The sequence below is a fragment of the Streptomyces sp. genome (assembly GCF_035644915.1).
In the GTDB taxonomy this organism is placed as follows: Bacteria; Actinomycetota; Actinomycetes; order Streptomycetales; family Streptomycetaceae; genus Streptomyces.
Genome location: NZ_DASQNP010000005.1, coordinates 39,167 through 56,134, shown reverse-complemented (window position 1 = coordinate 56,134; position 16,968 = coordinate 39,167). Strand labels below are relative to the sequence as shown.

Sequence of the window (16,968 nt, the reverse complement as noted above, 5' to 3'; positions counted from 1 at the left end):
GTCCATGCTAACGGGCCTGCCGGACGTCCCGTGCCGCAGGCCGGGTCACTGCTCCGCGAGGGCGCGCAGCCGTGACAGGGCCCGGTGCTGGGCGACGCGTACGGCGCCCGGGGACATTCCGAGCATCTGCCCGGTCTCCTCGGCGGTCAGCCCGACCGCGACGCGCAGCAGCACCAGTTCGCGCTGGTGCTCGGGGAGGCTGGCCAGCAGTTTCCTCGCCCACTCCGCGTCGCTGCTCAGCAGGGCCCGCTCCTCCGGGCCCAGCGAGTCGTCGGGCCGCTCGGGCATCTCGTCCGAGGGCACCGCCGTGCTGCCCGGGCCCCGCATGGCGGCCCGCTGGAGGTCGGCGACCTTGTGCTGGGCGATGGCCACCACGAACGCCTCGAAGGGCTTGCCGGTGTCGCGGTAGCGCGGCAGGGCGCAGAGCACCGCCAGGCAGACCTCCTGGGCCAGGTCGTCCACGAAGTGCCGGGCGTCTCCCGGGAGTCGTGTCAGCCGTGTCCTGCAGTAGCGCAGCGCGAGCGGGTGGACGCGGGCGAGGAGGTCGTGGGTGGCCTGTTCGTCCCCCTCGACCGCGCGCTGGACGAGGGCACCGATCTCCTCCTGGCCGTCGGCCACGGGGAGCGTCTCGTCGTCGCGCATCGATCCATGGTGCACCCGTGGCGGGCGTTCCGCCGCACCGCGTCCGTGGTTGTGCGCCGAAGCGTTATGGACAGGGGCACTCGCTGTCACGTCCCGCGCCCTCCCCTCACGCCTGGCCGTCCGGTCCCCGAGGAACTCCATACACCCAGGATGCGGCACGCGGGAAATTACGGCACCGGGCCGGCTCCCGGAGGTCCCACCGCCCGAGGACCCGAGGCCGGTGGGAACCTCCTCCGGGCGTACCGCCGACGGGTGCGGGGAGCACGCGGGCTCCCCCGCCCCGGCGTCTTCGGACATCCGCGGTCCGGGGAGGAGAGGGGACGGACTAGCGGACGAGGCCCCAGCGGAAGCCGAGTGCCACGGCGTGTGCCCGGTCGGAAGCCCCGAGCTTCTTGAACAGCCGCCGCGCATGGGTCTTCACCGTGTCCTCGGACAGGAACAGCTCGCGTCCGATCTCGGCGTTGGAGCGGCCGTGGCTCATGCCCTCCAGCACCTGGATCTCACGGGCGGTGAGCGTCGGCGCGGCGCCCATCTCCGCCGAGCGCAGCCGCCGCGGCGCCAGCCGCCAGGTCGGGTCGGCCAGCGCCTGGGTGACCGTGGCCCGCAACTCGGCGCGCGAGGCGTCCTTGTGCAGGTAGCCGCGGGCGCCCGCGGCGACGGCCAGCGCGACGCCGTCGAGGTCCTCGGCCACGGTCAGCATGATGATGCGGGCGCCGGGGTCGGCCGACAGCAGGCGCCGCACGGTCTCGACGCCGCCCAGACCGGGCATCCGGACGTCCATCAGGATGAGATCGGAGCGGTCGGCACCCCAGCGGCGGAGGACTTCCTCGCCGTTGGCCGCCGTCGTCACACGTTCCACGCCGGGCACGGTCGCGACCGCGCGGCGCAGCGCCTCTCGGGCAAGCGGGGAGTCGTCGCAGACGAGGACGGAAGTCATGATCGCCCTCCGCAGCTCATGCGCATCACCTTAGGCCTCCAGGGCTGGTACGAATCGTCACCTGTGCGGTTGACCGTCCCGGACATCCGTCCGGCACTTGTCCGCGTCAACCGCCTCCGCACACTCAACGACGGTCACCCGAAAGAGTTACGGTCTTCGGCGCCCGCTTTCAACACCCTACGTGATGGGACCGACACGGAGGGGCTATCCCGCGCAGTTCAACAGCCGTGTCGTCATTTGCCCTGTTTGGCGGGTTTTCTTTTCATTGGTCGCGTCTGCCGCAAGAATTGCGAAGATACATATTTACATCTACTCATACCGTGGATGTACGGTCGTGACTGTTCTCGACTGGTTCACCAGCATCAGTTCGCTTCCGAGAGGACAAGCCATGGCAGATTTCTCCCGCCTTCCGGGCCCCAACGCCGATCTGTGGGACTGGCAGCTGCTGGCCGCCTGTCGGGGAGTCGACAGTTCGCTGTTCTTCCACCCCGAAGGAGAGCGGGGGGCGGCGCGCAGCGCGCGCGAGGCGTCCGCCAAGGAGGTGTGCATGCGCTGCCCGGTCCGGGCGGAGTGTGCCGCCCACGCGCTCACGGTGCGTGAGCCGTACGGAGTGTGGGGCGGGTTGACCGAGGACGAGCGCGAGGAGCTGATGGGCCGCGCCCGCAACCGCCTGGTCGGTGCCACCGGGGCGTAGCCGCGCCGCCGCGCGGGAGGCCGCGGCGATCCGCGAAGAACCCCTGGCACCCCGCTCCGTGAAGTCCCGTGAGAAATCCGTGAAGACCCGTGGAGAAACGTCCCCGCGCGTCCGCGCGCCGGGCGCCCGGCGACCCGGGCGCGGACGCGCCTCAGCGGCGGGCCGTGGCCGACAGCCGGTCCAGCATGGCGGCGACCGCCGGAACGCGGGCCAGGTCGGGCAGGGTCAGCGCCACCACCTCGCGCCGCACCTCCGGACTGATCCGCACGGTCCTGACGCCCCTCGGGCGCACCGACTCGATCGCCAGCTCGGACAGCACGGCCACCCCCAGACCCGCCCCGACCAGCCCCACCACGGCCGGGTAGTCGTCGGTGGCGAAGTCGATCCGCGGGGTGAAGCCCGCCTTCTCGCAGATCGTCACCAGATGGCTGCGGCAGCGCGGACAGCCCCCGATCCAGGACTCCCCGGCCAGTTCCTTGAGGTCCACGCCCTCCGCCCGCGCCAGGTGGTGGTCCTCCGGGACCAGCCCGACGAGCCGGTCGGTGAGCAACGGCCGGACCACCAGGTCCTCCCACTCGTACTCCTCCCCCGCCGCGCCGGCGGGATCCGCGTAGCGGTAGGCGAGCGCGATCTCGCACTCCCCCTCGCGGACCATCTCCGCCGAGCGCGGCGGCTGCGCCTCGACCAGCGACACCCGGGCACCGGGGTGGTCCGCGCGCATCGCGGCCACGGCCGCGGGCACCAGCGCGGAGCTGGCGCTGGGGAAGGACACCAGGCGCACCCGGCCCGCGCGCAGCCCCGCGATGGCGGCGACCTCCTCCTCGGCGGCGGTCAGCCCGGCCAGGATTCCGGCCGCGTGCCGCACCAGCGCCTCGCCCGCCTCCGTCAGACGCGTCTCGCGTCCGGTGCGGACCAGCAGCGGGGTGCCGGCGGACTGCTCCAGTGACTTCATCTGCTGGCTGACGGCGGGCTGCGTGCAGCCCAGTTCGCGGGCGGCGGCGGAGAACGACCCCGTGCGGGCCACGGCGCGCAGCACACGGAGGTGACGGGCCTCGATCATCCTCCAACCATAAGCAAGGCTTGGCCAAGGGATCGGATATTTACTCGTCCCTTTGGGCGATGCCGCTCTAAGCTGCCCGGCATGCGGCTTCTCTCCGTGAATCTGGCCCGGCCCCACTCGGCCGACTACACCAACTCCCCCACCGGGATCACCGGCATCGACAAGCGCCCGGCCGACGGCCCGGTCGCCGTGGCCGCCCCCGGCCCCAGGGGCGTGGGCGGCAGCGGACTCGCCGGCGACGTCATCGGCGACCTGCGGCACCACGGCGGCGACCACCAGGCCGTGTACGCCTTCGCCCGGGAGGACCTGGACGACTGGGAGACGGCCCTCGGCCGCGCACTGCCCAACGGGGTGTTCGGCGAGAACCTCACCACCGAGGGCGTCGACGTCAACGGCGCCCTGATCGGCGAACGCTGGCGCGTCGGGCCCGAGGTGGTGCTGGAGGTCGCCACCACCCGCATCCCCTGCCGCACGTTCGCGGGCTGGCTGGGGGAGAAGGGCTGGATGAAGCGGTTCACGCAGGCCGCCGCGCCCGGCGCGTACCTGCGGGTGGTGGAGCCCGGCGAGATCCGCGCCGGGGACCGGGTCGAGATCGCGTACCGGCCGGACCACGAGGTGACGACCTCGTTCCTCTTCCGCGCGCTGACCACCGAGCGGGAGCTGCTCCCCCGCGTTCTGGCGGCCGGGGAGGCCCTGCCACCGGAGGAGCGCGGATGGGCACGGGAGTACGCCGCGAAGTACGCCTCCTGACGCGCGGCGCCCGTGGCGCGCCCCGCCCGGCCGGATAGCGTGCCCGTATGACGACTGCACTGATCACAGGAGCCACGGCGGGCATAGGCGCGGCCTTCGCCCGGCGGCTGGCGCGTGACGGACACGATGTGGTCCTGGTCGCCCGGGACACCGAACGGCTGCGCCGGCAGGCCACCGAACTGCACGACCGGCACGGTGTCGAGGCGTCCGTCCTCACCGCGGACCTCGCCACGGACGAGGGGATCGCGGCGGTCGAGGAGCGCCTGGGCGACCGCAGGCACCCGGTCGACCTGCTGGTCAACAACGCGGGCTTCGGCAACAAGGGCCGCTACCTGGACGTCCCGATGGCGGACGAGCTGCGGATGCTCAAGGTGCACTGCGAGGCCGTCCTGCGGCTGACCTCGGCCGCCGCGGCGGTGATGCGCGACCGGGGGCGGGGCGGCATCGTCAACGTGGCCTCGGTGGCGGCCTTCGTCCCGCGCGGCACCTACGGCGCCTCCAAGGCGTGGGTCGTGCAGTTCACCATGGGCGCGGCGCGGGACCTGGGCGGCACGGGGGTGCGGCTGATGGCGCTGTGCCCGGGCTTCGTGCGGACCGAGTTCCACCAGCGCGCGGGGATGTCGGCGGAGAGCGTGCCGGGGTGGATGTGGCTGAACGCGGACCGCGTGGTGGACGCGGCCATGGCCGACCTGGCCAGGGGCAAGTCCCTGTCCGTCCCGGACCCGCGCTACAAGGCGCTGCTGGGTCTGGCCCGGCTGGCGCCGCGCGGCCTGGTCTCGCGCGCGTCCTCCACCACGGGCCGCTTCAGCCCGAAGTGACCGGCCCGCGGCCGACGTACGGCCGCCCCGCGGAGGCCGTCCCCGCGGACGGCAGCGCAAAGGCCCGGCCCCCCGGTGCGGGGAGCCGGGCCCTCGTACGGCGGGTGCCGTCGCCCGGCGGCTGCCTCAGTGGGCGTGGCCGTGGCCGTGGCCGTGCCCGGCGGCCTCCGGCTCCTCCTCGGCCGGCTTCTCCACGACCAGGGTCTCGGTCGTGAGCAGCAGCGACGCGATGGAGGCGGCGTTCTCCAGCGCGGAGCGGGTGACCTTCACCGGGTCGATGACGCCGGCCTTGACCAGGTCGACGTACTCGCCGGTCGCGGCGTTGAAGCCGTGGCCCTTCTCCAGCTCGGCCACCTTGGCGGTGATGACGTAGCCCTCCTGGCCGGCGTTCTCGGCGATCCAGCGCATCGGCTCGACCACGGCGCGGCGGACGACCGTGACACCGGTGGCCTCGTCGCCCTCCTTGCCGAGGTTGTCCTCCAGCACCTTGGAGGCGTGGACCAGCGCGGAGCCGCCACCGGAGACGATGCCCTCCTCGACCGCGGCGCGGGTCGCGGAGATGGCGTCCTCCAGACGGTGCTTCTTCTCCTTGAGCTCGACCTCGGTGGCCGCGCCCACCCGGATCACGCACACGCCGCCGGCCAGCTTCGCCAGCCGCTCCTGCAGCTTCTCGCGGTCCCAGTCGGAGTCGGTGGTCTCGATCTCGGCGCGGATCTGCGCGACGCGGGCCTCGACGTCCTCGCTCTTGCCGCCGCCGTCGACGATGGTGGTGTCGTCCTTGGTGACGGTCACGCGGCGGGCGGTGCCCAGCACGTCCAGGCCGACCTGGTCGAGCTTGAGGCCGACCTCCTCGGAGACCACGGTGGCGCCGGTCAGCGTCGCCATGTCGCCGAGCATGGCCTTGCGGCGGTCGCCGAAGCCCGGGGCCTTGACGGCCACCGCGTTGAAGGTGCCGCGGATCTTGTTGACCACCAGCGTGGACAGGGCCTCGCCCTCGACGTCCTCGGCGATGATCAGCAGCGGCTTGGAGCTGTTCGCCTGGATGATCTTCTCCAGCAGGGGCAGCAGGTCCGCGATCGCGGAGATCTTGCCCTGGTGGATCAGGATGTACGGGTCCTCCAGGACGGCTTCCATCCGCTCCTGGTCGGTGACCATGTAGGGCGACAGGTAGCCCTTGTCGAAGGCCATGCCCTCGGTGAAGTCCAGCTCCAGGCCGAAGGTGTTGGACTCCTCGACGGTGATCACACCGTCCTTGCCCACCTTGTCCATCGCCTCGCCGATCAGCTCGCCGACCTGCTTGTCCTGGGCGGACAGCGCGGCGACGGCGGCGATGTCCTCCTTGGAGTCGATCGGCCGCGCGCTGGCCAGCAGGTCGTCGGAGACGGCCTTGACCGCGGCGTCGATGCCCTTCTTCAGGGCGGCCGGGGAGGCGCCGGCGGCCACGTTGCGCAGGCCCTCGCGGACCAGCGCCTGGGCCAGCACGGTGGCGGTGGTGGTGCCGTCACCCGCGATGTCGTTGGTCTTGGTCGCCACCTCCTTGACGAGCTGGGCGCCGAGGTTCTCGTAGGGGTCGTCGACCTCGACCTCGCGGGCGATGGTGACACCGTCGTTGGTGATGGTCGGAGCGCCGAACTTCTTGTCGATGACGACGTTGCGGCCCTTGGGACCGATCGTCACCTTCACCGTGTCGGCGAGCTTGTTGACACCGCGTTCGAGGGCGCGACGGGCGTCCTCGTCGAACTTCAGGATCTTCGCCATGGCTGCTCTGGGTCCTCTCGGTCCTCTCAAAAGATCCGCGCCCCGGCCCCGGCTGTATCAGACGCGGGTACCAGGGCGCGGATCACAGGCGGTCTTCGCGGCGGTGCTTACTTCTCGATGATCGCGAGAACGTCGCGAGCCGAGAGGACGAGGTACTCCTCGTTGTTGTACTTCACCTCGGTGCCGCCGTACTTGCTGTACAGAACGATGTCGCCGACCTTGACGTCGAGCGGCAGGCGGTTGCCGTCCTCGAAACGGCCCGGGCCCACGGCCAGGACGGTGCCCTCCTGGGGCTTCTCCTTGGCGGTGTCCGGAATGACCAGGCCGGAGGCCGTGGTCTGCTCGGCGTCGAGCGGCTGGACCACGATGCGGTCCTCGAGCGGCTTGATGGCAACCTTGGAGCTAGTGGCGGTCGTCACGATCCGACCTCCCCCTTCGGAGATCTCACGGGGTTTGGATGTCTGGGGTGGCGACCTGGTAGATCCGTCGTCGCGGGTGCCGGATCTGCCCGTCGCTGGGATTGGCACTCGCCCTTGGAGAGTGCCAAGGTCGAGACTAGGCGGGGGTTAGCACTCAGTCAACCGGAGTGCCAACGCACGGCGCGTTGCGCGCCCTCGCGCCGGTACGCTGGCCGCGTACCGCGTCGCACCGCGCCAAGGTGCCCGCCGTGAGGAGTGCCGCCGATGACCTCCGAGCCCCTGCCCGACTGGTTCCACCCGCCCCCGGGCGGCTGGACCGCCGACGACCTGGACCGGCTGCCGCCGTCCGCTCCCCGCTTCGAACTGATCGACGGAGCCCTCGTGATGAGGTCGCCGCAGACCTCGTTCCACAGCCGGGTCATGCGGAGGCTGGCCAACGCCATAGAGGTCGCCGCTCCACATCACCTGTGGGTCGAGGTCGAGATGACCGTCCGGCTGGGCGAGCGGCAGCGCCCCGAGCCGGACGTCCTGGTGGTCGACGCTCCGCCCCGCGACGACCGCACCTCCTACCTCCCCGAGGAGGTCGTGCTCGTCGTCGAGATCGTCTCCGAGGAGTCGGCGGTACGCGACCGCGAGACCAAGCCGCTGAAGTACGCCAAGGCCGGCATCCGGCACTTCTGGCGGGTGGAGAAGGAGAATCGCGCGCCGGTGGTGCACGTCTACGAACTGGACGACACCACCGGCTCCTACGTCCCCACCGGCATCCACCGCGACAAGCTCGTCGTCCCGGTCCCCTTCCCCATGGAGATCGACCTGACCACGCTGTACCGCCGCTGAGATGATGACCCGGTGCGCAGTACACCGGCCGACGCCCCGTCCGACTCCCCGACCGACCCCGTCTCCGCCTTCCGCGCCCTGCTGACCGACGAGGGGCAGGACCTCCTGGCGGAACTGCGGTCCTACGACCCCGGACAGGAGCTGGCCGTCGCCACCCGGCTGCGCCGGGACCACCCCGCCGGGCTGGTCTCGGCCGCCCTCGGGCAGGCCCGGCTGCGGCAGCGGGCGGCGGCGAAGTTCGGTCCCGAGGACGCGGGCCGGATGTACTTCACGCCCGACGGCGTGGAGCAGGCCACCCGCGCGAGCGTGGCCGCGTACCGCGCCGGGCGCTTCGCCGCCCTCGGGGTGCGGCGGCTGGCCGACCTGTGCTGCGGCGTCGGCGGCGACGCCATCGCGCTGGCCCGTGCCGGAATCGAGGTCCTGGCCGTCGACCGCGATCCGCTGACCTGCGCGGTCGCCCGCGCCAACGCCGAGGCGCTGGGCCTGGCGGACCGCATCGAGGTGCGCTGCGCGGATGTGACGGAGGTCGGCCTCGACGGCTTCGACGCCGTCTTCGCCGACCCGGCCCGCCGGGGCGGACGCGGCCGGATCTTCGATCCCGAGGCGTACTCGCCCCCGCTGTCCTGGGCCGTCGGGGCCGCCCGGCAGGCTCCGTACGCCGCCCTGAAGGTCGCCCCGGGCATCCCCCACGAGGCGGTGCCGGGGGACGCGGCGGCGGAGTGGATCTCCGACGGCGGGGAGGTGAAGGAGGCCGTGCTGTGGTTCGGCGTCCGGCCGGAGGTGCGCGCCACCCTCCTGCCGGGCCCCCGCACACTGGTCGGCGCCGGCCTGCCGAACCCTCCGGCCGGTCCGGTCGGCCGCTACCTCTACGAGCCGGACGGCGCGGTCGTCCGCGCCCACCTGGTCGCGGAGGTGGCCGAGCGGGTCGGCGGGCGGCTGATCGACCCGACGATCGCCTACGTCACGGGCGACGAGCTGCGCCCGGTGCCGTACGCGAGCGCGTACGAGATCACGGACGTGCTCCCCTTCAACGTCAAGCGGCTCAGGGCGCTGCTGCGCGAGCGCGGCGTGGGCACGGTCACGGTCAAGAAGCGCGGCTCGGCCGTCGAACCGGAGGAATTGCGTCGGAAGCTGAAACCCACCGGCCCGAACGCGGTCACGGTCTTCCTCACCCGTGTCGCGGGCGCCCCGACGGTGCTCCTGGGCCACCCCGTCCGCTGACCGACCCGCCGGCCGCGGGCCGCGCCGCCCCGGCCGGTTGCCGCCGGCCGGGGCGTCCTGGTAGGCAGGCGCGATGGTGGACCGCCTGTTCTCCGATCCCTCCCTCGCCGCCCTCTACGACGCGGTCTGCGCGGAGCGGGGCGACTTCGACGACTTCTACCTGCCGCTGGTGATGTCCGCGCCGTCCGTGCTCGACGTCGGCTGCGGGACGGGCGTGCTGCTGCGCCGGGCGCGGGAGGCCGGGCACACCGGGCGGCTGTGCGGGCTCGACCCGGCCGCCGCCATGCTCGGCCTGGCGGCCCGTGGGCGGGAGGACGTCGAGTGGGTGCTCGGCGACCTCGGCTCGGTGCGCTGGGAGCGGGAGTTCGACCTGGTCGTCATGACCGGGCACGCCTTCCAGGTGCTGCTCGGGGACGACGAGCTGCGGGGCGCGCTCGCCGCCGTACGGTCGGCCCTCACCGACGACGGCCGCTTCGTGTTCGAGACCCGCAACCCGGCGGCCCGGGCGTGGGAGCGGTGGACGCCGGAGAACGCGGTCGAGGTGACCGGGCCCGACGGCGCCGCGGTGCGGTACTGGGCGGAGGTCGCCACCCCGGTGGCGGGCGACACCGTCCGCTTCGCCCAGTTCTACGACGGACCCCGGTGGAAGGAACCGCAGGTCAGTTGGAGCACCCTGCGGTTCCTCGGCGTGGACGCGCTCGACGCCTTCCTGGCCGGGGCCGGTCTGGCCGTCCGGGAGCGGTACGGCGACTGGGACCGGAGCCCGCTGACCGCCGGTAGCCCGGAGATCATCACCGTCGCCGCGCGCCGCGGGGCGGCGTAGGACCGGCCGGACGGATCGCCGGTCCGACCGCCACCGGGACGGACCGGGTATCGCGGCCGGTCCGTCTCCCCGTACGGGTGACGGCCGCACGTTCCGGCCCCGCGCCCCGCGGCCTCCGGACAATCGCCCTGGGGGCACCCGACGCGGCGTAGCCTGACATCAGCCACAGGGAAGGACAGCGATGACCGCCGATCCCGTCACCGAGCCGATGAACGAGCCGCAGGACCCCATCGATCTGTTGGCCGCGCTCCAGGGGGCATCCGATGTGCCGCTGCGAGCCGAGTACATCGAAGGGCTCCCCGTCTTGACGCCACCGGCCGACCACAGGCACAACACGGGTGCCTTCCGGCTCGCTGTCCAGCTCACCTCCGCCGGAGTGGGTTCCGCGGGCATCGGGAACGGCTACTGCTTCGATGCCCGGCACGAGGCCACGCGACGCGCACCCTGCTGATCCCCGACTTCTACGTCATGCGCCGTGAGCCCACCGAACTCGACGAGGCGTACCGCAGGGCGCACAGGGGCTGGTACTCCATCGACCTGCTCGCCCTGGCGGGGGAGATCACCTCCACCAACCACGAGACGGACACCGGCCCGAAGTACCGCAGCTACGCCGCCGCCGGGGTGCCGGTCCACGTGCTCGTCCACCGGCAGGAGAAGAAGGCCTACGCCTTCTCCGACCCGGTGCGGGAGGAGGACCCGGCCGAGGCGCGCTACGCGACCAGGGTCGAGGTCGACCTCGGCCGCCGCCTCCCCCTGCCCGGGCCCTACCCGGCGCTGGACACCGCGCCGCTGCTGGAGGGCTAGGCTCCCGCGCGTCCCGGTCCCGGGGCGGGGCCGCCGCCCGTCACTCCCGCACGTCCGCCCTCTCGAAGCGCCAGCGGTGGACCGGGCGGTGGAGCAACCTCTCGGGCGGGGAGGGGAGTTCGGGGAGGTCGTCGGCGTCGTGGGGCGCGTCCCACCAGGTGATGACCAGGACCCGGTCGGCCGGGGCGGTGAAGGTCTCGCGGCGCAGCGGGACGGGGTCGAGCACCTGGGCGCGGACCCACTCCAGCAGTTCCGCGCCGCGTCCGGCGGCCGCGCGGGCCTCCCACATCAGAGCGACGGTCATGGGGACGATTCTGCCGTCCCGGCCGGTGGGGGCGGCGTGCGGTCGCGGGCGCACGCAGCCTTGCTTTTGCCTCCCCGTTGGCCGATAACACTGTCGTCAGACGAGGACCCGGCCGGGTGCGGGCCGGGCACGGGACCCGCCGGACCGGACGGGCGGTGCCCGGCGCGGGGTCCTCGCGGGCAACGGCCGATCGCCCCCGGACGACGACAGGGGAAGCACATGTCACAGCGCGGTGACCTCCGGCATCGCAGGGCCACGCTGGAGAGCGAGTGGTCCCGCTGGGTGCCCCGGCTGAGGGCCGCCGGCCTGGTGCCCAGCGGCGGCGGGGCGCTGCGCCGGGAGGTGACCGAGTCCTGGATGCGCTCGCTGCCCAGCGTGGACCCCGGCCGGGACAGCGCCCCGGTCTCCGACGGGGGCGCGGTGCACCGCCGCTGGGCCGACTCGCCGCTGCGGCGGCCGGTCGACGACCTCGCCGACGAGCTGCGCGGCATCGCCGACGACGCCGGGTTCATCACCGCGGTCACCGACGAGTCCGGAACCATCCTGTGGACGTGCGGCGGCCGGGCCATGCGCCGCCGGGCCGAGCGGGTCAACTTCGCGCCCGGCGGGCGGTGGGACGAGCAGGCCATGGGCACCAACGCCCTGTCCCTCGCCCTGCGCACCGGCCGCCCCAGCACCGTGTTCTCGGCCGAACACCTGGTCACGGCGCTGCACGGCTGGGTCTGCTACTGCGCGCCGATCCACGGCCCGGACGGACGCGTCCTCGGCGTGCTGGACCTGTCCACCACCTGGGACCGCTCGCACCCGCTGGCCATGTCCACCGTGCGCACCCTGGTGTCCGCCATGGAGGCCAGGCTGCGCGCCGACCCGCCCGCCCGCCCGGCCGGCGACCCGCCCCCGGTGCGGCTGGACTGCCTGGGCACCGGGAAGGCCGTACGGGGCGACCGGCCCCTGCGGCTGCGCCCGCGGCAACTGGAGATCCTCACCCTGCTGGCGCTGGAGCCGGACGGTTTCTCCCCGGACAGGCTCCGCGAGGCCCTGTACGGCGACCGTGCCGTCACCGCCTCCACCTTCAAGGCGGAGATCTCCCACCTGCGCCGGGCGCTGGGCGGCGGCGTCGCCACCCGCCGGTACGCGCTGACCGCGCCGGTCTCCTGCGACGCCGTCGACGTGCTGCGGGCGCTGGAGGACGGTGACACGGCGACCGCCCTGCGGCACTACCGCGGCCCGCTGCTGCCCCGGTCCGAGGCGCCGGGGATCGAGGAGTGGCGGACGCGTCTGGAGGTCGCCGTGCGGGAGGCCGTCCTGGCGGGCACCAGCGCGGAGCACGCCCTGCGCTACGGCGAGCGGGCGCCGTACGACGCGGAGGTGCACGAACACGCGCTGCGCCTGTTGGGGCCGGGCGACGCCCGCCGCGCGATCGCGGCCGGCCGGCTGACCACCGCCCTGCGCGACTGACGTCCCCACGCCGACCCCACGCCGACCCGCGCCAACCTCGCGCCAACCTCGCGGAGTCAGAGTGAACCGCGTCACGGCGGCCCGGCCGCCGTACCGACCCCCTGCCATCCACCGAGGAGAGCCGCCATGGTGTACGCGCAGCCAGGAACCGACGGCAGCATCGTCAGCTTCGCCCGCCGGTACGACAACTTCATCGGAGGTGACTGGGTCGCCCCCGCGGAGGGCCGGTACTTCGAGAACGTCTCGCCGGTGACCGGCAAGGTCTTCTGCGAGGCCGCCCGCTCCACCGCCGCGGACGTCGAGCTGGCCCTGGACGCCGCCCACGCCGCCGCCGGGCAGTGGGGCCGCACCTCCACCACGGAGCGGGCCAACATACTGAACCGGATCGCGGACCGGATCGAGGAGAACCTCGAGAAGATCGCCGTGGCCGAGACCTGGGAGAACGGCAAGCCGGTACGCGAGACGCTGGCCGCCGACATCCCGCTGGCCGTGGACCACTTCCGCTACTTCGCCGGGGTCGTCCGCGCCCAGGAGGGCGGCATCTCCGAGATCGACGCCGACACCGTCGCGTACCACTTCCACGAGCCGCTCGGCGTGGTCGGCCAGATCATCCCGTGGAACTTCCCGATCCTGATGGCCGCGTGGAAGCTGGCGCCCGCGCTGGCCGCCGGCAACTGCGTGGTCATCAAGCCGGCCGAGCAGACCCCCGTCAGCCTGCTGCTGGTGGTCGAGCTGATCGCCGACCTGCTTCCGCCGGGCGTGCTCAACGTCGTCAACGGCTTCGGCGTCGAGGCGGGCAAGCCGCTCGCGTCCAGCCCGCGCGTGGCCAAGGTGGCCTTCACCGGCGAGACCACCACCGGGCGGCTGATCATGCAGTACGCGAGCGAGAACATCATCCCCGTCACGCTGGAGCTCGGCGGCAAGAGCCCGAACATCTTCCTGCCGGACGTGATGGCGGCCGACGACGAGTTCCTGGACAAGGCCGTCGAGGGCTTCGTGATGTTCGCGCTCAACCAGGGCGAGGTGTGCACCTGTCCGTCCCGGGCCCTGATCCACTCGTCGATCTACGACGAGTTCATGGCCCGCTGCGTCGAGCGCACCGAGGCCATCGTCAAGGGGGACCCGCTGGACCCGGCCACCATGATCGGCGCCCAGGCCAGCAACGACCAGTACGAGAAGATCCTCTCCTACCTCGACATCGGCCGGAAGGAGGGCGCCGAGCTGCTCACCGGCGGCGGTCCCCGCACCGTGACCGGCCTGGAGGACGGCTACTACATCGAGCCGACGATCTTCCGCGGCACCAACGACATGCGGATCTTCCAGGAGGAGATCTTCGGCCCCGTCGTCTCCGTCACCACCTACGACTCGGTCGACGAGGCCCTGAAGATCGCCAACGACACCCTGTACGGGCTCGGGGCCGGCGTGTGGTCCCGGGACGGCAACACCGCCTACCGCCTCGGCCGGGAGATCAAGGCGGGACGGGTGTGGACCAACTGCTACCACGCCTACCCGGCCCACGCGGCCTTCGGCGGCTACAAGAAGTCCGGGATCGGCCGCGAGACCCACAAGATGATGCTGGACCACTACCAGCAAACCAAGAACCTGCTGGTCAGCTACTCGCCGAAGAAGCTGGGCTTCTTCTGATGGCCGCCCGCACCAGGCGAGTGGAGCTCACCCCGGCCGCCGAGGACCTGGTGCGGCGGCTGGCCGCCCGGCACGGACCGCTGATGTTCCACCAGTCCGGGGGCTGCTGCGACGGCAGCGCTCCCATGTGCTACCCGCGCGGCGAGTTCCGGGTCGGGGCCTCGGACGTCCTGCTCGGCCACGTGGCCGGTGACACCCCGTTCTGGATGAGCGCGGACCAGTACGCGTACTGGTGCCACACCCACCTCACCGTCGACGTGGTGACCGGCCGGGGCAGCGGCTTCTCCCTGGAGGCGCCGGAGGGCGTGCGGTTCCTGATCCGCTCCCGGCTGCTCACCGACGAGGAGCTGGAGCGCATCGCCGAGGAGCCGCCGCTGCCGACGGGCGCCGGTACGGACGGGACGGGCGAGGCGGACGGCGGGCCGGGCGGTCAGCCGTAGAGGTTCTCCCCGTCCGTCCCGTGCGCGTGGTCGTGCGCGTGGGACGCGCCCGGCACGTGCGGTTCGGTGACCGGCAGGGAGGAGTCGGCCGACAGGTCCCAGTCGGAGGGTGCGCGGCCCCGGGCGACCATCTCGGCGCCCAGGGCCGCGACCATCGCGCCGTTGTCGGTGCACAGCTTCGGGCGCGGCACCCGCAGGGTGATCCCGGCGGCCTCGCAGCGCTCCTCGGCCAGGGCGCGCAGCCGCGAGTTGGCGGCGACGCCGCCGCCGATCATCAGGTGGTCCACGCCCTCGTCCTTGCAGGCGCGGACCGCCTTGCGGGTCAGCACGTCGACGACCGCCTCCTGGAAGGACGCCGCGACGTCCGCGACCGGCACCTCCTCGCCCGCGTTCCGCTTGGCCTCGATCCAGCGGGCGACGGCGGTCTTCAGGCCGGAGAAGGAGAAGTCGTACGGCGCGTCGCGCGGACCGGTGAGGCCGCGCGGGAAGGCGATGGCCTCCGGATCGCCCTCGCGGGCGAAGCGGTCGATCACCGGGCCGCCGGGGAAGCCGAGGTTCAGCACCCGGGCGACCTTGTCGAAGGCCTCGCCCGCCGCGTCGTCGATGGTCGCGCCCAGCGGCCGTACGTCGGAGGTGATGTCGGCCGACAGCAGCAGCGAGGAGTGGCCGCCGGAGACCAGCAGGGCCATGGTCGGCTCGGGCAGCGCGCCGTGTTCGAGCTGGTCGACGCAGATGTGGGAGGCGAGGTGGTTGACGCCGTACAGCGGCTTGCCCAGCGCGTAGGCGTACGCCTTGGCGGCCGAGACGCCGACGAGCAGCGCGCCCGCCAGGCCGGGCCCGGCGGTGACGGCGATGCCGTCGAGGTCGCTCGCGGCGACCCCGGCCTCCTTCAGGGCGCGCTCGATGGTGGGGACCATCGCCTCCAGGTGGGCGCGGCTGGCGACCTCCGGCACCACGCCGCCGTACCGGGCGTGCTCGTCCACGCTGGAGGCCACCGCGTCGGCGAGCAGGGTGCGTCCGCGCACGATGCCCACGCCGGTCTCGTCGCAGGAGGTCTCGATGCCGAGGACCAGGGGTTCGTCAGCCATGGGTCGTTCCTTGGTGTTCCGTCGGGTCGGCTGGATCGGCCGCGTCGGCCGGGCGGCGCATCACGAGGGCGTCCACGTTGCCCGGCTGGTAGTAGCCGCGGCGCAGGCCGATCACCTCGAAGCCGAAGCGTTCGTACAGGCGCTGGGCGCGGACGTTGTCCACCCGGACCTCCAGCAGGACCTCCCGGCACTCGAAGTCGGTGGCGGCGGTCAGGAGGCCGGTGAGCAGGCGGGCGCCGAGGCCGGTGCCCCAGTGGTCGCGGGCGGCGGCGATGGTCTGGACGTCGCCGGTGCCGCCCGCGGCGGCCAGCCCGCCGTAGCCGACGATGCGCCCGTCGGGGGCCTCGGCGACGAGGTAGCGGCGGGAGGCGCGCGGGCCGCGGGCCCGGGCGAGCTCGGACCAGAACAGGGCGGGCGACCAGGCGTCGTGCGGGAACAGGTCCTTCTCCAGTTCCAGCACCGGTTCGATGTCCCACCAGCGCATCTCGCGCAGGACGGTCTCGTGCGCGGCGGGGACGGCGGGGGCGGCCTCGATCACCGGGGCGTGACCACCTTGTAGTTCGCGGGCACCTTCGCGTCCGGCCGCCGCAGGTACAGCGGCAGGGGCGGCAGGAAGCCGTCGCCGCCGGCCCGCAGCCTCTCGGCGGCCAGCGCCGCCAGCGCGGCGGCCGAGGCGTGCTCGGGCAGGTCGTGGCGCACGCCGGTGAAGGTGTCCGCGTACAGCCGTGCCCCCGCGCCCACCGCGGGGACGCCCTCGACCAGCTCGGCGATCGCGGCCGGGCGGTCCACGGCCGGGTCGCCCAGGCGGGTGCGGGCGTCGGCGTAGCGGGCCCAGTAGACCTCCTTGCGGCGGGCGTCGGTGGCGACCGTGAAGGGGCCCTCCAGCCCGGCGGTCCCGGCGGCGTACGCGATGCCGTCCAGCGTGCACAGGCCGTGCACGGGGATGTCCCGGGCGGCCCCGATGGTCGTCGCCGTCATCAGGCCGACCCGCAGCCCGGTGTAGGGGCCCGGGCCGACGCCGACGACGATGCCGGTCACGTCGCCGAGTCCGGCGCCCGCCGCGGCCAGGACGCGGTCGACGGCCGGGAGCAGCAGTTCGCCGTGGCGGCGGGCGTCCACCTCGTCCGCGGCGGCAAGGGTGCGCTCGCCGTCGTGCAGGGCGACGGTGACGGCGGGGGTGGCGGTGTCAAGAGCGAGCAGCAGCACGCTTTTAGCGTACGGCCCGCCGGGACCCCGCGGCTCCACGGCTGCTGCTACGGTCAGCGTACGAT

General features: G+C 73.2%; 20 protein-coding genes. 11 read left to right on the top strand and 9 right to left on the bottom strand.

What is annotated here, in order from left to right:
- Positions 1 to 45: 45 nt before the first annotated feature.
- Together VE546_RS00870 and VE546_RS00865 are read right to left on the bottom strand one after the other, a co-directional pair.
- Entirely contained in the window at positions 46 to 642 is a 597-nt protein-coding gene (locus tag VE546_RS00870; RefSeq protein WP_324916626.1) for a sigma-70 family RNA polymerase sigma factor, read from the bottom strand.
- Between the two features lie 325 nt (positions 643 to 967).
- Positions 968 to 1,579 carry a response regulator transcription factor gene (locus VE546_RS00865; RefSeq protein ID WP_003948568.1) on the bottom strand — a complete coding sequence of 204 codons (612 nt, stop codon included), beginning with the start codon at positions 1,577 to 1,579 and terminating at the stop codon, positions 968 to 970.
- A gap of 388 nt (positions 1,580 to 1,967) precedes the next feature.
- Between VE546_RS00865 and VE546_RS00860 the strand changes: the two genes are divergently transcribed.
- Positions 1,968 to 2,273 (top strand): WhiB family transcriptional regulator, encoded by a 306-nt coding sequence (locus VE546_RS00860; protein ID WP_324916624.1) that lies wholly within the window; start codon positions 1,968 to 1,970, stop codon positions 2,271 to 2,273.
- Positions 2,274 to 2,424: 151 nt separating this feature from the next.
- Here VE546_RS00860 and VE546_RS00855 read toward each other — a convergent pair whose 3' ends face one another.
- On the bottom strand, positions 2,425 to 3,333 hold the full coding sequence (locus tag VE546_RS00855; RefSeq protein WP_324916621.1) for a LysR family transcriptional regulator: 909 nt from the start codon (positions 3,331 to 3,333) through the stop codon (positions 2,425 to 2,427).
- A gap of 81 nt (positions 3,334 to 3,414) precedes the next feature.
- On the opposite strand from VE546_RS00855, the gene VE546_RS00850 reads away from it, so the two are divergent.
- Together VE546_RS00850 and VE546_RS00845 are read left to right on the top strand one after the other, a co-directional pair.
- A complete protein-coding gene (locus VE546_RS00850) occupies positions 3,415 to 4,083 on the top strand; it encodes an MOSC domain-containing protein (RefSeq protein ID WP_324916618.1) in 669 nt (222 codons plus the stop codon).
- Positions 4,084 to 4,130: 47 nt separating this feature from the next.
- The gene (locus VE546_RS00845) at positions 4,131 to 4,901 is read left to right on the top strand and encodes an SDR family oxidoreductase (RefSeq protein WP_324916615.1); all 771 of its coding nucleotides are present in this window, start codon (positions 4,131 to 4,133) and stop codon (positions 4,899 to 4,901) included.
- A gap of 126 nt (positions 4,902 to 5,027) precedes the next feature.
- Here VE546_RS00845 and groL read toward each other — a convergent pair whose 3' ends face one another.
- Complete coding sequence (groL, locus tag VE546_RS00840) at positions 5,028 to 6,659, bottom strand: chaperonin GroEL (RefSeq protein ID WP_324916612.1); 1,632 nt, start codon at positions 6,657 to 6,659, stop codon at positions 5,028 to 5,030.
- Between the two features lie 107 nt (positions 6,660 to 6,766).
- The gene (gene groES, locus VE546_RS00835) at positions 6,767 to 7,078 is read right to left on the bottom strand and encodes a co-chaperone GroES (protein ID WP_093660681.1); all 312 of its coding nucleotides are present in this window, start codon (positions 7,076 to 7,078) and stop codon (positions 6,767 to 6,769) included.
- A gap of 264 nt (positions 7,079 to 7,342) precedes the next feature.
- Here groES and VE546_RS00830 point away from each other — a divergent pair, with 264 nt between their 5' ends.
- The 5 genes from VE546_RS00830 to VE546_RS00810 all read left to right on the top strand — a co-directional run bounded on the left by VE546_RS00830 (position 7,343) and on the right by VE546_RS00810 (position 10,763).
- Positions 7,343 to 7,915, top strand: a complete 573-nt coding sequence (locus VE546_RS00830; RefSeq protein WP_324916606.1) for a Uma2 family endonuclease — start codon at positions 7,343 to 7,345, stop codon at positions 7,913 to 7,915.
- 12 nt (positions 7,916 to 7,927) lie between these two features.
- Complete coding sequence (locus tag VE546_RS00825) at positions 7,928 to 9,136, top strand: class I SAM-dependent methyltransferase (RefSeq protein ID WP_324916603.1); 1,209 nt, start codon at positions 7,928 to 7,930, stop codon at positions 9,134 to 9,136.
- Between the two features lie 73 nt (positions 9,137 to 9,209).
- Positions 9,210 to 9,959: a class I SAM-dependent methyltransferase gene (locus VE546_RS00820; protein WP_324916600.1), complete on the top strand. Its 750-nt coding sequence runs from the start codon at positions 9,210 to 9,212 to the stop codon at positions 9,957 to 9,959.
- Between the two features lie 181 nt (positions 9,960 to 10,140).
- Positions 10,141 to 10,410 (top strand): hypothetical protein, encoded by a 270-nt coding sequence (locus VE546_RS00815; protein WP_324916596.1) that lies wholly within the window; start codon positions 10,141 to 10,143, stop codon positions 10,408 to 10,410.
- 17 nt (positions 10,411 to 10,427) lie between these two features.
- Positions 10,428 to 10,763: a hypothetical protein gene (locus VE546_RS00810; protein WP_324916594.1), complete on the top strand. Its 336-nt coding sequence runs from the start codon at positions 10,428 to 10,430 to the stop codon at positions 10,761 to 10,763.
- Between the two features lie 40 nt (positions 10,764 to 10,803).
- Here the strand turns inward: VE546_RS00810 and VE546_RS00805 are convergent, their stop codons facing one another.
- Positions 10,804 to 11,067, bottom strand: coding sequence for a hypothetical protein (locus VE546_RS00805; protein ID WP_324916591.1), 264 nt, complete (start codon positions 11,065 to 11,067; stop codon positions 10,804 to 10,806).
- 219 nt (positions 11,068 to 11,286) lie between these two features.
- Here VE546_RS00805 and VE546_RS00800 point away from each other — a divergent pair, with 219 nt between their 5' ends.
- The 3 genes from VE546_RS00800 to VE546_RS00790 all read left to right on the top strand — a co-directional run bounded on the left by VE546_RS00800 (position 11,287) and on the right by VE546_RS00790 (position 14,609).
- Positions 11,287 to 12,525: a GAF domain-containing protein gene (locus VE546_RS00800; protein ID WP_324916588.1), complete on the top strand. Its 1,239-nt coding sequence runs from the start codon at positions 11,287 to 11,289 to the stop codon at positions 12,523 to 12,525.
- A gap of 126 nt (positions 12,526 to 12,651) precedes the next feature.
- Positions 12,652 to 14,169, top strand: a complete 1,518-nt coding sequence (adh, locus tag VE546_RS00795; protein ID WP_324916585.1) for an aldehyde dehydrogenase — start codon at positions 12,652 to 12,654, stop codon at positions 14,167 to 14,169.
- Positions 14,169 to 14,609: a DUF779 domain-containing protein gene (locus VE546_RS00790; RefSeq protein ID WP_324916582.1), complete on the top strand. Its 441-nt coding sequence runs from the start codon at positions 14,169 to 14,171 to the stop codon at positions 14,607 to 14,609. Before adh ends, VE546_RS00790 begins: the two co-directional genes overlap by 1 nt.
- Here VE546_RS00790 and tsaD read toward each other — a convergent pair.
- The 3 genes from tsaD to tsaB are packed head-to-tail and all read right to left on the bottom strand — an operon-like array spanning position 14,600 to position 16,903.
- Positions 14,600 to 15,697 carry a tRNA (adenosine(37)-N6)-threonylcarbamoyltransferase complex transferase subunit TsaD gene (gene tsaD / locus VE546_RS00785; RefSeq protein WP_324916579.1) on the bottom strand — a complete coding sequence of 366 codons (1,098 nt, stop codon included), beginning with the start codon at positions 15,695 to 15,697 and terminating at the stop codon, positions 14,600 to 14,602. The two genes, VE546_RS00790 and tsaD, sit on opposite strands and share 10 nt — an antisense overlap.
- A complete protein-coding gene (gene rimI, locus VE546_RS00780) occupies positions 15,690 to 16,181 on the bottom strand; it encodes a ribosomal protein S18-alanine N-acetyltransferase (protein WP_324916678.1) in 492 nt (163 codons plus the stop codon). Before rimI ends, tsaD begins: the two co-directional genes overlap by 8 nt.
- Positions 16,182 to 16,231: 50 nt before the next feature.
- On the bottom strand, positions 16,232 to 16,903 hold the full coding sequence (tsaB, locus tag VE546_RS00775; RefSeq protein ID WP_324916576.1) for a tRNA (adenosine(37)-N6)-threonylcarbamoyltransferase complex dimerization subunit type 1 TsaB: 672 nt from the start codon (positions 16,901 to 16,903) through the stop codon (positions 16,232 to 16,234).
- Positions 16,904 to 16,968 lie beyond the last annotated feature (65 nt).